Raw genomic sequence first — 14,533 nt, forward strand, 5'->3', positions numbered from 1 at the left:
TACCAAGCCGCACTGCAAAAGTGGAGTTCAGCGTGATTGCACCCGCCACGTTCCCCTCGTTCCAGCACGCCTACGCCGCCGTCCTGCGGTACGTGACCGAGAACTACGAGCACGTCAACACCGCTCGCGGCAACGACAGTCACGAGGTCATCGGCGCGAGCTTCCGGCTCACCGACCCGCGCCAGCGGGCCCTGTACCTGACGAGCCGGCCGGTCAACCCCGTGTACCACTACGCGGAGGCACTCTGGTACCTGGGCGGCCTGCGGAACCTGGACCTGATCGGGCACTACGCCTCCCGCCGCCGGGCGGACTCGCGCGACGGCACGACGATCGAGGGCTCCTCCTATGGGGCGAGGATTTTCGCACCCCGCCCCGACGGCGCCCCCTCCGCCTTCGACCGCGCGTTGGAGCTGCTGCGCGCCGAGACGGACAGCAAGCGGGCCTACCTGCCGGTGTTCGAGGCCGGCGACCTGGAGGAGATCGGCCACCCCGACCTGCCGTGTCTGGTCGGCCTCCAACTGCTGGCCCGTGACGGCTACCTGCACATGGTCACCTACATGCGGGCCAACGACGCCAACCGCGGCATGGTCTGCGATGTCTACTCCTTCACCCTGATCCAGGAGTTCGCCGCCGCTCAGCTCGGCCTGCGCCTGGGCTCGTATACCCACCACGTGGGGTCGCTGCACGTCGGCGTCCGGGACCTGGAGCGCGCGGGCCGGGTGCTGGAGGAGACGGTGGCCAGCCCGAAGACCGCGCCGCCGTTCGCGGCCCCAGTGATGCCCATCAACACCAGCTGGAAGCACATCCGCACCGTGCTGGAGCACGAGGAGCTGCTGCGCACCAACCAGGTCCAATACACCCCGGCCGATGTCGCCGCCCTGGACCTGCCCGTGTACTGGCAGCGCGTGCTGCTGCTGTTCGAGGCGCACCGCCAAATCGTCAACTGCCCGGAAGACCTCGTCGATCGGCACCTCCTCGAAGCGCTGGAACCCGGGGCGCGCTGGCAGTTCGAGCGCCGCTGGCTCACCCGCGTCGCCACCGGGGAGGTCGCGTGAGGCCAGATCCGCTGCATGGCGTGGACTGGTCACGGTGGAGCGTGGTCCTCCTCAAGCCCGACTGCCTTCGCCGGGGCCTGACCGATCGGGTGCTGGCCCGGCTGGAGCCCGCTGCGCAGATCGTGCACCGGCGCCGGGTCGTCGTGGCGGACTGGCAGATCCACGTCCACTACTGGGACCTGCTCGTTGACCGGGATCTGTTCGAGGTGGACGTGCCCGCCTGCCTGCGCAGCACGTACGTGGGACAGCAGGTGGAGGTGGCGCTCGCCCACGGCGAGCCGGGCACCCCGGAACGGCTGCGCGACCTCCTCGGCCACTTCGACCCAACCCAGGCCGCCCCCGGCACCGTCCGCGCCGACCTGGGCACCGACAGCCTCACCGCTGCCCGCGCCCAGCAGCGCCTGGTGGAGAACCTGATCCACACGTCCGACCACGCTCGCGCCGCCCGCCGGGACTTCGGAACGTGGTTCGGCGCCGACCAGCACCAGTTACTCGACATCAAGGAGGACCACCGATGACGACCGCCGTTCCCATGGCCCGGCGCCCGCTGCCGATCCTTACCCCCGAGCAGATCGGCAAGCTCCAGCCCGAGCTGGCTGAGGTGATCGAGTACCGCAAGTCGGGCTTGTCCCTGAACCACATCGTCGGCTGCCCGCTGGACTGCGGCTACTGCGTGCGGCACCTGTTCGGGAACTTCGAGCTCAAGACGCCCCGGGCGCTGATGAGCGACGAGGCCGCCGTGGCGCTGCTGACCGGACACCAGTACTTCCGCCGCGACCGCACGCCGATCCAGATCTTCAACCGGGCGACCGACCCGATGCTGCCCGTCGTCAAGCCGCACACCTTCAACACGCTGCGGCTGCTGGATGAGCAGGGCCTGACCAACCACGTCCTAATCATCACCAGGTGGAGGGTCACCCCGGAGGACTGCCAGGTCCTCAACTCCTTCCGCAACATTCGGTTGACGATGCTGGTCACCCACTCCGGCATCGACCACCCGGGCATCGAGCCGGTGGACTCCACCATCGCCGCAGCCAGCCTCCAGACCCTCCACCGCCACGCCGAGCGCTACTGCACGGTGCTCTACTGGCGGCCGATCGTCCCGGGCCTCAACGACTCCGACGAGCACATCCAACGGGCCCTGGAGCTGTCGAAGCACGCCGACGCGACCGTGTTCACCGGGCTGTTCTTCCGCGACGAGATCGCCAGGTACTACGCCGACCACGGCCTGCCGATGCCCTACGAGGACACCGCCCGGCGCAAGATCATGCCGGAGGAGTCCGAGCAGCGCATCCTCGCCGCCTTCCGCCGCCCCGACGACCAGGGCGAGCCGTACGGGCCCCTGTTCCGCAAGACCAGCTGCGGGGTCGCCTTCGCCCACAAGGTGCCCGACTACAACGGGCACTACGGCATCCAGGAGCTGTGCGACATCTGCCCGGTGGCGCAGCTGGGCCTGTGCCGCAACGCCTGGCAGGCGCCCCCTCTCCAGGACGCGACCGAGCAGGCCCGTGCTCTCGGGGCGACCGGGGGCGTTGAGGTGAACGAACGCGCCATCATCGTCTCTGGCTTGAACGAGCCGCCGCGCTACTTCCTGCAGCACGGCTTCGGATACCAGGTCCACGACCGTGACAAGCCGCATCGCTACCGCAGGCACGGCCGGGCCGATATCGGCTGGCCGGCCCCTCACTGAGGAGCACCAATGGACTTCGGCACCTGGCCCCGTCTCTTCGTCGTGGACGTGGAGGGCAACGGCTCCCAGCCACCCGACCTGGTCGAGGTCGCGGCGATCCCCGTAGAACACGGGAGCCCAGTGCCGTCGTCCGCCCGCTCCGTGCTGCTGCGCCCCCCGCACCCGATCACGCCGTTCGCCACCCGCGTGCACCGCATCACCAACCAGGACGTGGCCTCTGCCCCGGCCTGGGAGCAGGTCGGCCCGAAGGTGCACGCCGAGCTGGAGGGCGTGTGGATCGCGGCGCACGCCGCCCACGTGGACTACGGGGTGCTACTGCGGCACATGCCCACCTGGCAACCGGCCGGGGTGATCGACACCCTGCGGCTCGCCCGCGCGACCTACCCGAAGGCCGCCGGGTACAGCCTGGACGCGCTGGTCGAGCTGACCGGCATCGACCTGACGACGGTTCCCGGCCAGCGCCACCGCGCGGGCTTCGACGCCCACGCCACCGCCCTGCTCCTGCTCAACCTCGCCGCGCACTACGACACCTGGGACGCGCTGACCGCCGCCGCCGTCCCGCCCGGCATGCCCGGCGCCCCCCTGCTCGCCACCCCCGACTCGGAGGAACAGACCCTGTGGTGACCCCCCTTCGCCTCTACGTCGCCGGAACACACTCGACCGGCAAGACCACCCTCGCCCGGCGCATCGAAATGGAGCTGCGCGCCACCGGCATCACGGTCGCCCGCACCGGCGGCTTCGCCAGGCGGGCCGCCGAACTCGGCTTCCCGAAGATGACCCGGCACACCGCCCAGTCCACCGCCTGGATCATCAGCGCGACCGCCACCGCCATCCTGGAGGCCGAACTCGTCGCCGACGTGGTGATCGTGGACCGCACCCCGTACGACGCCCTGGCCTACTACCTGGCCGCCCTCCAGCACCGCAACGAGCGCCCGGACCTCGAAGAGCTGTCCCGCGTGACCGGGCTGGCGCAGCTAATCACCGCTCCGGCCCCGGCGGTGTTCCTCGCCACCGTGCTGGACCCGCAGCTGCCGCTGGCCGTCCGCCCGGGCAAGGACCCCGACTGGACCGACACCGCGTTCCGCCAGGGCGTGGACGAGCAGCTGCACCGGAGGCTCAACGCCCACACCGTCCCGCACCTCCAGGTGCCGGCGGACGGGCACGCCGCCGCGGTCGAAGCGGCCGTCGAGACGATCACCGCTGCCTGGACTGCCCGGAGTGCCGCGTGAACGACATCACCATCGCGGGCAAGACCGTCCCCCGCCTGGGCCTGGGCACCATGCGCCTGACCGGGCCCGGCACTTGGGGCTACCCGGGCGACCTGGTCGGCGCCGTCGAGCTGCTGCGAACGGCCGTCAACGAACTCGGCATTCTCCACATCGACACCGCCGACGCCTACGGCCCGCACACAGTCGAAGACCTGCTCCGCCGCGCGCTGCAGCCGTACCCGGAGCAACTGCTACTGGCCACGAAGGTCGGCATGGTGAGGCCCGCGCCGAACGTGTGGCGCCCGCTCGGGCGCCCCGAGTACCTGCGCGCCGCCGTCGAGGCATCCCTGCGCCGCCTCGCCACCGACCGGCTCGACCTGTGCTATCTGCACCGCGTGGACCCCACGGTGCCGCTGGCCGATCAGGTCGGGGAGCTTGAGGGCCTGCGGACCGAGGGCAAGATCGGTGCCATCGGCCTCTCCAAGGTGAGCCCGGAACAGATCAAGGAGGCCCGCGAGCTGGTGACGGTCGCCGCCGTGCAGAACTGCCTCAACATCGAGGAGCCGGACGACCCAGCGCTGCCGTACTGCCTGGACCAGGGCATTCCGTACGTGCCGTACCGGCCGCTGAACGCCGGGCTGGCGCCCGACCCGGTGGCGGCGCTGCAGTGGCTGCTGGACCTCGGTCCGCAGGTCGCGCCGATCCCCGGCACCTCGGACGCCGCCCACTTGCGCGCGCTGTTCGCGCCCGTGGCCTGAGGCGGGGGCACCGCGATGGCACAGACCTGGATTCCCCGAGAGAAGTTCCTCCGATGACCCGCAACACCGCCCGCCTGCATCTCTTCCTGGCGCGCGACCTGATCCTCGGCGAACAGCAGCTGACCGCCTCGGAGACCGGTATGAGCATGGAGTGGTGGGACCTGCCAGAAGCTGTCCAGGCGGCGTACGACGGCCGACTGACCCTGCCCGGAGCGTCGTTGGGCATCCTCGTGGCCGCCCGCCACCTGAGCACCGAGTAGAAGGGGCCGCCCGTGTGCACGGCGTTCGTCAGCATCGACCCGGGATCGGCCGTGCCGGTCCTCCTGCTCGCCGTCCGGGACGAGTACACCGACCGCCAGTGGCTGCCGCCCGGCTGCCACTGGCCGTCCCGACCCGCCATCACCGGCGGTCTGGACCTGCATGCGGGCGGGACGTGGCTTGCTGTCACCGGCTGCCGGGAGCCGGTGACAGCCTGTCTGCTGAATGGCTTCGGCCCGCGCGTCCCCCGTCACCGGCGGCGTTCCCGGGGCGAGATCCCACTCGTTGCCGCCAGCGGCCAACGGATCGACCGGCCGGAGCGCTACGACCCGTTCCACCTGATCCTGGCCCGCCCCGGTGGAGCGCGGGTGCTCAGCTGGAGCGGCAACACCCTCCAGGACAGCGAGCTGCCAACTGGCCTGAGCATCGTGCTCAACAACGGCCTGGGCGGCCAGGCGGGCGCCAGCGGCTGCCCGCCCCACATCCACGCGACGATGGCTGCCCGCACCGCGCACTTCCGCGCCCGGCTGCAAGCCGTCGCCCGCCCCGAACCGGCGTTCGGCCCACCGGATGTCGCGTGGGGCCAGTGGCTGCCGATCGCACGCGGCGACGGTCTGCCGCCAGACGATCCGGCAGCCCTGATACGCCGCCTGGAGCCACCGGGCGGACGCGTCTGGGGCACCGTGTCGCTCTCCCTGGTTGCTCTGGCCCCCGGGCGGGTGCGCTACGACTTCGGTACCGCGGAGCACGTCCGGCCCTTGACCCACATCCTCCTGAAGTCGGTGCCCATCACCACCGACCTGCAGACCCCGGGCGTGGACGGAGACATCGGTTGATCGACTTCAAGATGCTGGTCGCCTGGCGCGCCGGGACGGGCCCCGCGCTTCGGCTCAGCCCTTCAGTTCGGGGAACTGGTCGTCGCGCCACTCGGCCGGCCGCTCGCCGCCCTGCTCCTCGCGGGTGCGCAGCTCGACCCGGCGGATCTTGCCGGAGATGGTCTTCGGCAGCTCGAAGAACTCCAGTCGGCGCACCCGCAGGTAGGGCGCCAGGTTCTCGCGGGCGTGCCGCAGGATCAGCAGTGCGGTCTCCCGGTTCGGCTCCCAGCCGGGCGCCAGGGCGACGTACGCCTTGGGTACCGCCAGACGGGTGGGGTCGGGGGCCGGGACGACCGCCGCCTCAGCCACCGCCGGGTGCTCGATCAGCACGCTCTCCAGCTCGAACGGGGAGATCTTGTAATCGGAGGCCTTGAAGACGTCGTCGGTGCGGCCGATGTAGGTGATGTAGCCGTCGGCGTCCCGGCCGGCCACATCGCCGGTGTGGTAGTAACCACCGGCCATGGCGGCGGCGTTGCGCTCCTCGTCGTCCAGGTAGCCGGTCATCAGGTTGACCGGGTGCCGCGCCAGGTCGAGGCAGATCTCGCCCTCGTCGGCGGGCTCGCCGCTGACCGGGTCGACCAGCACCACCGGCACGCCCGGCAGCGGCCGGCCCATCGAGCCGGGCCTGACCGTGCTGCCCGGGGTGTTGCCGATCAGCAGGGTGGTCTCGGTCTGCCCGAAGCCGTCCCGGATGGTCAGCCCCCACCGCCGCTCGACCTGGGCGATCACCTCGGGGTTGAGCGGCTCCCCGGCCGCGAACAGCTCGCGCAGCGTGCCCGGACGCATCCCCAGGTCGCTCTGGATGAGCATCCGCCAGACCGTGGGCGGCGCGCAGAAGGTGGTCACCTCGGCCCGGCGCAGCTCGCCGAGCAGCCGGGACGGGTCGAACCGGGTGTAGTTGTGCACGAAGACGGTGGCCTCGGCGATCCACGGCGCGAAGAAGCAGCTCCAGGCGTGCTTGGCCCAGCCGGGCGAGCTGATGTTGAGGTGCACGTCGCCGGGGCGCAGGCCGGCCCAGGCCATGGTGGTCAAGTGGCCCACGGGGTAGGAGACCTGGGTGTGCTGCACCAGCTTGGGGCGGCTGGTGGTGCCGCTGGTGAAGTAGACCAGCAGCGGGTCGTCCGGCGCGGTGACGGCGGTCAGCGGCGCCGGCTCGGCGATCCGGTAGGCGTCCTCGAAGGGCGCCCAGCCCTCGACCGGGCCGCCGACCACGATCCTGGTGCAGCCGCCCCCGGTGAACTTCCCGGTGTCGGCCGCGTTGGCGATCACGTGGCGGGCCCGGCCGCGTTCGATCCGGTCGGCCAGGTCGGCGGGGCCCAGTGCGGTGGTGGTCGGCATGATCACCGCACCGAGCTTCATCACCGCCAGCATCGCCTCCCACAGCTCGACCTGGTTGCCGAGCATCAGCAGCACCCGGTCGCCCTTGCGCACCCCCAGGTCGGCCAGGTGGTGGGCGACCTGGTCGGAGCGGCGGGCCATCGCGTCGAAGCTGCGGCGCTGCTCCCGGCCGTCCTCCTCGACGATCCACAGCGCGGTGCGGTCGTTGCCCCGGGCGATCGCGTCGAACCAGTCGACGGCCCAGTTGAAGCGGTCGTCGAACTCGGGCCAGGAGAACGGCTCCTTACGCAGCAACAGGTCCCGGGCGGCGCGGTAGCGGTCGGTCGGGGTGGGGTCGGTCGGGGTGGCGTTGGTCACGGCGACTCCTTCGGGACGGTTTCCCGCCTTGTCGTGTATACGTCTCGCCGGCGCGCTTGAGTACCGCGCGGCAGGCCACCAGTATCTGGACCGAGTCGCCGCAGCACACCCCCCACACGTTCCTCCTGATCCGTGAATGCGAGCGCCCCCATGTCTCTTCGCCAGAAGTCCTCCGTCCGCCGTGCCCTGGCAGCCGTCACGGCCGCCCTGGCCGTCACCGCACTGCCCGCCGCCCTGCTGGCCGCTGCCCCCGGCGCCGGCGCGTCCCCCGTCCACGCCCACGCCTACGCTCCGCAGCCCGACGTCCAAGCCGGCTACCCGATGGAGTACGGCGGCGGCCCGGTCCAACAGCACCCCGTGGTCTACCTGGACTTCTGGGGCAGCCAGTGGCAGAGCGACACCAACGGCGTGCAGAAGTACCTGACCAACCTGTTCAACGGGCTGGGCACCAGCCAGGACCACTGGTCCACCATCACCTCCCAGTACACCGACTACACCGGCACCGGGTCGACCTTCAACGGTCCGGTGCTGGGCGGCAGCTGGACGGACGGCTCGTCCGCCGCGCCGGCCGCCGCCTCGCAGAGCGGCATCGCCAGGGAAGCCAACAAGGCGGCCGCCCACTTCGGCGTGACCGGCAACCAGAACGCCCAGATCGTGGTGCTCAGCCCGCACGGCACCTCCCCCGACGGCTGGCCCAACTCCGGTTTCTGCGCCTGGCACGACTACACCGGAAGCGTCTCGTACACCAACATGCCCTACCAGCTGGACGCCCCGGCCGGCAGCCGCTGCCCCAACAGCGCGCTCGGCGGCAAGCTGGACGCGTTCAGCATCGTCGAGGGCCACGAGTACGCCGAGTCGATCTCCGATCCGCAGCCGGGCGGCGGCTGGACCAACGCCCTCGGCCAGGAGATCGGTGACACCTGCGAGAGCAACTTCCAGCACGTCACCCTGCCCACCGGCACCTTCGCGATGCAGCCGCTGTGGAGCAACCGGGCCGGTGGCTGCGTCATCTCGGGCTGATCCGACCGGTGCTGACGGGCCGTCCCCTCGCCCGGCCCGTCAGCCGCGGGCTATTCGGCGAGCAGCGGTTCGCCCTCGCCGCGGGTGGCCGCGTCCAGGACCTCCGCGAGGCGGTCGGGCATCGAGAACATCGGGCAGTGGCCGCTGGGGAGTTCGACGTAGCGGTTGGCGGGGTTGGCCAGCCAGGCGAACCGGGGTGCGCCGGTGGCGTGCAGGCCGCGCACCAGGGCCAGGTCGGCGCCGCTGAGCGTGCAGAAGACGCCGGTCATCGGCAGGTCCTTGAAGGCACCCGTGAGCCGTATCGGCTCGGTCATGCTGCGGGCAGGCCAGAACGGCACCCGCTGTGGCAGCTGTTCGGCGATGTCGGCGGGCAAGTCGCCGGCATCCAGCCAGGCCTGGGCGGGGTAGGGCACCAACTCGCCCGTCACGGTGTCCGCGTGGACGGGCGGCACCAGGTCGACCAGCGACTCGCCGTCCTCCGGCACCGGCGCGTCGATCAGCACCGTGCGGGCCACCCGCTCCGGCTGGGCGTCGGCCGCGCCCAGCACCGGGAAGCCGCCGTAGCTGTGGCCGACCAGCACCACCGGCCCGTCCTGCTCGGCCAGCACCTCGCGGACCCGGGCGATGTGCTCGGTCAGTCCGACGGTCGGCGCGGTGCCGAGGGTGACCGGCACGGCGCGGTGTCCTGCGGCGGTCAGTTCGGCCGCCACCTGCTGCCAGGCCCAGCCGTCCAGCCAGGCCCCGGGAACCAGTACGAATATGCTCATGGGCGTGACCGTAGGAACTCCCCCAGGGGGAGAAACCAGCCTGAGCATCGGGATGCTGGCCGAAGCGGCGGGGGTCAGCGTCAAGACGGTGCGCTACTACTCGGACCAGGGGCTGCTGCCCGGTGCGCAGCGCAGCGCGGGCGGCCACCGGCGCTACGGTACTGCGGCGCTGGCCCGGTTGCGGCAGCTTCGCGGCCTGCGGGCGCTGGGGCTGTCGCTGCCGACGGCCGGGGAGGTGGCGGCCGGGGAGCTCGCGCTGGACCGGGCGCTGGCCGACCAGCGGGCCGAGCTGGCCCGGCAGCTCACCGAACTGCGCTGGCGGGAGGCCGCGTTGGCCGCACTGGCGGACCATCCCGAGGAGTTGCTGACGCTGGGCGAGGCGCTGCGCGCGGCGCCCGGGCTGGACGTCCTGGCGACGTTCTGGCGCCGGGTGCTGCCGGTGCGGCTGCCGACCGGGCTGAAGAGCGCGATCGTGGACGTCGTGCTGCCCGAGCTGCCCGCCGAGCCGACGCCCCGACAGGCGCTCGCCTACGCCCGGTTGCACGCGCTCGGCAGTGACCGGAAGTTGGCCGCCGCCGCCCGGCCCCCGGCCGGGAAGGACACGCGCAGCCTGACGCTCACCTACCAGGGCACGAGCGAGGCCTACCGGCTCGCCCTCGCCGAGCTGGCCCGGGGCGCCGAGCCCGGCCCCGGGGAGGCCCTGGACGCCTACGTCGCGGCGTTCGCCCGCGGCGCCGGACGGGTCGACGACGCCGCCTTCCGCCGCGAGTTGGCGACCTTCGAACCGACCCACCCGGTGATCAGCCGCTACTGGCAGCTGGTCCGCGTCCTGCACCCGGGCCCGACCATGGGCGACGCCCACGACTGGATCAGCGCGGCGCTGCGCCTGGCGAGCTGACCGCTCCCGTCACCCTCCGGTCCGGCACCGCGGCTGCCGGACCGGCCTGGTCCACCGGCGCGCCCGCCGTCACCCAGTGCCCGCGCACCGCGTCGGTCGGCCGCTGCTCGCCCAGCAGTGCCAGCCCCCAGTCGCCCAGTGCGGCCAGCACCGGGCGCAGCGCCGCGCCGCGCCCGGTCAGCTCGTAGACCGTGGCGTTGGCCGGCCGCTCCAGTCGGCGCCGGACCACCAGGCCCTCGGCCTCCAGCTGCTTGAGCCGGGCGGCCAGGATGTCGGTGGACACTCCGGGCAGGTCGGCGTGCAGGTCGGTGTAGCGGCGCGGCCCGCCGAGCAGCTCACGGACGATCAGGAGGCTCCAGCGCTCCCCCACCGCGTCCAGGGCCCGGGCGATCGCGCAGTACTGGTCGTAGCTTCGGCGTGACATGCCATCAGCATAGCCAAGAGGTTGGACTTTCCAAGTGCCCACTTGGTAGAACAAAGCATCCAGGTTCGGCGGTGTGGAGGCTCAGACATGGAGTTCCGGCAGTCCAGCAAGCTCGCGGGCGTGTGCTACGAGATCCGCGGCCCGGTGGTCGACCAGGCCAACGCCCTGGAGGAGGCCGGGCACAGCGTGCTGCGGCTGAACACCGGGAACCCGGCGCCGTTCGGCTTCGAGGCGCCCGAGGAGATCCTTCAGGACATCATCCGCAACCTCCCCAAGGCGCACGGCTACAGCGACGCCCGCGGGATCCTGCCGGCCCGCCGCGCGGTGGTGCAGTACTACCAGCAGCGCGGTGTGACCGGCATCGACGTCAATGACGTCTTCCTGGGCAACGGCGCCTCCGAGCTGATCCAGATGGCCGTCCAGGCCCTGGTCGACGACGGCGACGAGGTGCTGGTCCCGGCCCCCGACTTCCCGCTCTGGACGGCCGTGGTCCGGCTGGCCGGCGGCAAGGCGGTGCACTACCTGTGCGACGAGGAGGCCGACTGGTACCCGGACCTGGACGACATCGCCGCCAAGATCACCCAGCGCACCAAGGCGATCGTGGTGATCAACCCCAACAACCCGACCGGCGCGGTCTACCCCAGGGAGCTGCTCACCGGCATCCTCGAACTGGCCCGCCGGCACGGCCTGATGGTGCTGGCCGACGAAATCTACGACAAGATCCTCTACGACGGCGTCGAGCACCACTGCCTGGCCGCGCTCGCCGACGACGTGGTGACGCTGACCTTCAACGGCCTCTCCAAGGCCTACCGGGTGGCCGGCTTCCGCAGCGGCTGGCTGATGGTCTCCGGGCCCAAGCAGCACGCCGCCAACTACCTGGAGGGGCTGACCATGCTGGCCGGCATGCGCCTGTGCCCCAACGTGCCGGCGCAGTACGCGGTGCAGGCGGCGCTCGGCGGGCACCAGTCGATCCACGACCTGACCCTGCCGAACGGCCGGCTGACCGAGCAGCGCGACGTCACCTGGCGGGCGCTCAACGAGCTGCCCGGGGTGAGCTGCGTCAAGCCCAAGGGCGCCCTGTACGCCTTCGCCAAGCTGGACCCGGCGGTGCACAAGATCAAGGACGACGAGAAGTTCGTGCTCGACCTGCTGCTCCGCGAGAAGATCCACATCGTCCAGGGCACCGGCTTCAACTGGCCGCGCCCGGACCACTTCCGGTTCGTCACGCTGCCGCGGGCCGACGACCTGGAGACCGCGATCAGCCGGATCGGCCGGTTCCTGACCACGTACAAGCAGTAGCCCGCAGGGGCTCACCGGACAGGCGGTAGCCCGCACGAGGCTCCTCGCCGGTCATACCGACCTGACGGAAATTCACTCGAAAGAACTCGTGCGCCGAGCCCTGCACGCCGGGTCCGCGCTGCTGCACGCGGCTTAACGGACGTCGATCTTCCACCGAAGATGGGGAGGGTCGACGTTCCGACTTCCCGGTGGGGGGATCTCCCGTGGCGCAGCCGTTCCAGCTTCCCGACTTCTACCTGCCGCACCCGGCCAGGCTCAACCCGCACCTGGAGGGCGCCCGGGAACACACCAGGGCCTGGGCCCGCCGGATGGGCATGCTGGAGGGCAGCGGCATCTGGGAGCTCCAGGACCTGGAGGACCACGACTACGCCCTGCTCTGCGCCTACACCCACCCCGACTGCGACGCCGAGGCGCTCGACCTGGTCACCGACTGGTACGTCTGGGTGTTCTTCTTCGACGACCACTTCCTGGAGACCTTCAAGCGCACCCTGGACCGAGCCGGCGGCAAGGCCTACCTGGACCGGCTGCCGCTCTTCATGCCGATGGACCTCTCCGAGGCCACCCGTCCCGGACAAGCCGGACAAGGGGGCCCCGAACCCACCAACCCGGTGGAGGCCGGCCTGGCCGACCTGTGGGCGCGCACCGTGCCGCACATGTCGCCGGCCTGGCGGGCCCGGTTCCGGGAGTCCACCGAGCACCTGCTCAACGAGTCGCTCTGGGAGCTGTCCAACATCGACCGGGGCCGGGTCGCCAACCCGGTGGAGTACATCGAAATGCGCCGCAAGGTCGGCGGCGCGCCCTGGTCGGCCGGGCTGGTGGAGTTCGCGGCCAAGGCCGAGGTGCCGGCCCGGGTGGCCGACAGCCGCCCGCTGCGAGTGCTGCGCGACACCTTCTCCGACGGCGTCCACCTGCGCAACGACCTCTTCTCCTACGAGCGCGAGATCGGCTCCGAGGGCGAGCTGAGCAACGGCGTGCTGGTGCTGGAGCGGTTCCTCGACTACAGCACCCAGCAGGCCGCCGACGCGGTCAACGAGCTGCTCAGCTCCCGGCTGCACCAGTTCGAGAACACCTTCTTCACCGAGCTGCCGCCGCTCTTCGCCGAGCACCGGCTGGACATGGCGGAGATGGGCCGGGTGCTGGCCTACGCCAAGGGCCTGCAGGACTGGCAGTCCGGCGGCCACGAGTGGCACATGCGGTCCAGCCGCTACATGAACAAGGGTCCGGCCGGCCGCAGCGGCCTGCCGGGCTTCTCCGCGCTGCCGACCGGCCTGGGCACCGCCGCCGCCGACCTGGGCAAGGTGGTCCACCTGCCCGCGCTGCGGCAGTTCACCCACCGGCGCTACCAGGTGCTGCCGCCCTACGAGCGCCCCGAGATCCCACTGCCCTTCACCCCCGGCCGCAACCCCCACCTGGAGTCGGCCCGGCGCCGCTCCACCGACTGGGCCCGCGAGATGGGCTACCTCGACGTGGTCCCCGGCGTGCCCGACTCCGGGGTGTGGAGCGAGAAGAAGATCCGCGACTACGACCTGGCGCTGTGCTCGGCCGGCCTCGACCCGGACGGCACGCCGGAGGAGCTGCTGCTCTCCGCCCAGTGGCTGGTCTGGGGCACCTACGCGGACGACTGGTTCCCGCTCGCCTTCGGCCACACCGGGGATGTGGCGGGCGCCCGGGCCTGCGTGGAGCGGCTGGCCGCCTTCATGCCGCTGGACGATCCGGCGGCCGGCCCGGAGCCCGCCACCGCCGTCGAGCGCGGTCTGGCCGAGCTGTGGGCGAAGACCACGGGTCCGCTGGACCGGAAGGCCCGCGACACCTTCCGGCAGGCCGTGGAGGCGATGCTGCGGAGCTGGGTCTGGGAGGTCGCCAACCTGGCCGAGAACCGGATCCCCGATCCGGTCGACTTCATCGAGATGCGCCGGGACACCTTCGGCACCGACCTCACCATGGCCCTCAGCCGGTTCGCCCACCAGCGCACCGTGCCGGACGAGGTCTTCGAGTCCGGCACCGTCCAGGCCCTGGAGCACGCGGCCGCCGACTACGCCTGGCTGATCAACGACCTCTTCTCGCACCGCAAGGAGATCCAGTACGAGGGCGACCTCCACAACGCCGTCCTGGTGGTGCAGAACTTCCTCAACTGCGATCTGCCGCACGCCCTGGCGGTGGTCAGCGACCTGCAGCAGTCGCGGCTCGAGCAGTTCAACCACCTGACGGCCGACGAACTGCCGCAGCTCTACGAGGACTTCCGGCTGACCAGCGAGCAGCGGGCCGAAATGGAGGCCTACGTGCAGGACTTGCGCAACTGGATGAGCGGCATCCATGTGTGGCACCACGGCGTCGACCGGTACCGGGAGTCCGAGCTGGAGCACCAACCGGCGGCCTACCAGGCCCGGCTGGCGGCAGCAGCCACCGCACCGGCGGCCTACCAGGCCCGGCTGGCGGCAGCAGCCACCGCAGCTCCGGCTCCGGCGCCCGAACCCGCCGCCGCGCAGCCCGCGGCAGCGGCCCCCCGGATCCCGGCCGCGCCCCACCCGCCGCTACCGCGCTCAACACGGCCGGCCGCGGTCGCTCCGGCGGCTGCCGCCACCGCGG

At 71.6% G+C, this 14,533-nt stretch carries 14 protein-coding genes and 1 pseudogene; 12 read left to right on the plus strand and 3 right to left on the minus strand.

Annotated elements, in window-relative coordinates:
* Positions 1–32: 32 nt before the first annotated feature.
* Genes LN042_RS09365 through LN042_RS09400 form a run of 8 tightly spaced genes read left to right on the plus strand, consistent with a single transcriptional unit; the run spans position 33 to position 5,805 of the window.
* On the plus strand, positions 33–1,055 hold the full coding sequence (locus LN042_RS09365) for a thymidylate synthase (RefSeq protein WP_230050345.1): 1,023 nt from the start codon (positions 33–35) through the stop codon (positions 1,053–1,055).
* A gap of 20 nt (positions 1,056–1,075) precedes the next feature.
* Positions 1,076–1,573 (plus strand): nucleoside-diphosphate kinase, encoded by a 498-nt coding sequence (locus tag LN042_RS09370; RefSeq protein WP_230050347.1) that lies wholly within the window; start codon positions 1,076–1,078, stop codon positions 1,571–1,573.
* On the plus strand, positions 1,570–2,745 hold the full coding sequence (locus LN042_RS09375; protein ID WP_230050349.1) for a radical SAM protein: 1,176 nt from the start codon (positions 1,570–1,572) through the stop codon (positions 2,743–2,745). The genes LN042_RS09370 and LN042_RS09375 overlap by 4 nt, the downstream gene beginning before the upstream one ends.
* A gap of 9 nt (positions 2,746–2,754) precedes the next feature.
* Positions 2,755–3,369: a 3'-5' exonuclease gene (locus LN042_RS09380; protein WP_230050351.1), complete on the plus strand. Its 615-nt coding sequence runs from the start codon at positions 2,755–2,757 to the stop codon at positions 3,367–3,369.
* Positions 3,366–3,974, plus strand: a complete 609-nt coding sequence (locus LN042_RS09385; protein WP_230050353.1) for an AAA family ATPase — start codon at positions 3,366–3,368, stop codon at positions 3,972–3,974. Before LN042_RS09380 ends, LN042_RS09385 begins: the two co-directional genes overlap by 4 nt.
* Positions 3,971–4,711 carry an aldo/keto reductase gene (locus tag LN042_RS09390; RefSeq protein ID WP_230050355.1) on the plus strand — a complete coding sequence of 247 codons (741 nt, stop codon included), beginning with the start codon at positions 3,971–3,973 and terminating at the stop codon, positions 4,709–4,711. Before LN042_RS09385 ends, LN042_RS09390 begins: the two co-directional genes overlap by 4 nt.
* Before the next feature lie 53 nt (positions 4,712–4,764).
* Positions 4,765–4,971, plus strand: a complete 207-nt coding sequence (locus LN042_RS09395; RefSeq protein WP_230050357.1) for an NUDIX hydrolase — start codon at positions 4,765–4,767, stop codon at positions 4,969–4,971.
* Positions 4,972–4,983: 12 nt separating this feature from the next.
* Positions 4,984–5,805 carry an NRDE family protein gene (locus tag LN042_RS09400; RefSeq protein ID WP_230050359.1) on the plus strand — a complete coding sequence of 274 codons (822 nt, stop codon included), beginning with the start codon at positions 4,984–4,986 and terminating at the stop codon, positions 5,803–5,805.
* Between the two features lie 54 nt (positions 5,806–5,859).
* On the opposite strand, the gene LN042_RS09405 is transcribed toward LN042_RS09400, so the two are convergent.
* Positions 5,860–7,539: an AMP-binding protein gene (locus LN042_RS09405; protein WP_230050361.1), complete on the minus strand. Its 1,680-nt coding sequence runs from the start codon at positions 7,537–7,539 to the stop codon at positions 5,860–5,862.
* A gap of 150 nt (positions 7,540–7,689) precedes the next feature.
* Here LN042_RS09405 and LN042_RS09410 point away from each other — a divergent pair, with 150 nt between their 5' ends.
* Positions 7,690–8,559 (plus strand): hypothetical protein, encoded by an 870-nt coding sequence (locus LN042_RS09410; RefSeq protein WP_230050363.1) that lies wholly within the window; start codon positions 7,690–7,692, stop codon positions 8,557–8,559.
* A 50-nt stretch (positions 8,560–8,609) separates the two neighbouring features.
* Here LN042_RS09410 and LN042_RS09415 read toward each other — a convergent pair whose 3' ends face one another.
* Positions 8,610–9,326: an alpha/beta fold hydrolase gene (locus LN042_RS09415; protein WP_230050365.1), complete on the minus strand. Its 717-nt coding sequence runs from the start codon at positions 9,324–9,326 to the stop codon at positions 8,610–8,612.
* On the opposite strand from LN042_RS09415, the gene LN042_RS09420 reads away from it, so the two are divergent.
* Entirely contained in the window at positions 9,325–10,224 is a 900-nt protein-coding gene (locus LN042_RS09420; protein ID WP_230050367.1) for a helix-turn-helix domain-containing protein, read from the plus strand. The genes LN042_RS09415 and LN042_RS09420 overlap by 2 nt on opposite strands.
* Positions 10,225–10,297: 73 nt before the next feature.
* On the opposite strand, the pseudogene LN042_RS09425 reads toward LN042_RS09420, so the two are convergent.
* Positions 10,298–10,648: pseudogene (locus LN042_RS09425) on the minus strand (winged helix-turn-helix transcriptional regulator); the annotation flags it as partial.
* A gap of 87 nt (positions 10,649–10,735) precedes the next feature.
* Between LN042_RS09425 and LN042_RS09430 the strand changes: the two are divergent.
* Together LN042_RS09430 and LN042_RS09435 are read left to right on the plus strand one after the other, a co-directional pair.
* A complete protein-coding gene (locus LN042_RS09430) occupies positions 10,736–11,947 on the plus strand; it encodes a pyridoxal phosphate-dependent aminotransferase (protein ID WP_230050369.1) in 1,212 nt (403 codons plus the stop codon).
* A 203-nt stretch (positions 11,948–12,150) separates the two neighbouring features.
* On the plus strand, positions 12,151–14,533 hold a 2,383-nt coding region (locus LN042_RS09435; protein ID WP_230050371.1), incomplete at its 3' end, for a terpene synthase family protein.

Source organism: Kitasatospora humi (assembly GCF_020907985.1).
GTDB classification, from domain to species: Bacteria; Actinomycetota; Actinomycetes; order Streptomycetales; family Streptomycetaceae; genus Kitasatospora; species Kitasatospora humi.

What these genes read in the sequence shown, in the direction of transcription:
- LN042_RS09380 (WP_230050351.1), top strand. Translation starts at nt 2,755, where the DNA reads ATGGACTTCGGCACCTGGCCCCGTCTCTTCGTCGTGGACGTGGAGGGC.
- LN042_RS09375 (WP_230050349.1), top strand. Translation starts at nt 1,570, where the DNA reads ATGACGACCGCCGTTCCCATGGCCCGGCGCCCGCTGCCGATCCTTACC.
- LN042_RS09415 (WP_230050365.1), bottom strand. Translation starts at nt 9,326, where the DNA reads ATGAGCATATTCGTACTGGTTCCCGGGGCCTGGCTGGACGGCTGGGCC.
- LN042_RS09395 (WP_230050357.1), top strand. Translation starts at nt 4,765, where the DNA reads ATGACCCGCAACACCGCCCGCCTGCATCTCTTCCTGGCGCGCGACCTG.
- LN042_RS09430 (WP_230050369.1), top strand. Translation starts at nt 10,736, where the DNA reads ATGGAGTTCCGGCAGTCCAGCAAGCTCGCGGGCGTGTGCTACGAGATC.
- LN042_RS09410 (WP_230050363.1), top strand. Translation starts at nt 7,690, where the DNA reads ATGTCTCTTCGCCAGAAGTCCTCCGTCCGCCGTGCCCTGGCAGCCGTC.
- LN042_RS09420 (WP_230050367.1), top strand. Translation starts at nt 9,325, where the DNA reads ATGGGCGTGACCGTAGGAACTCCCCCAGGGGGAGAAACCAGCCTGAGC.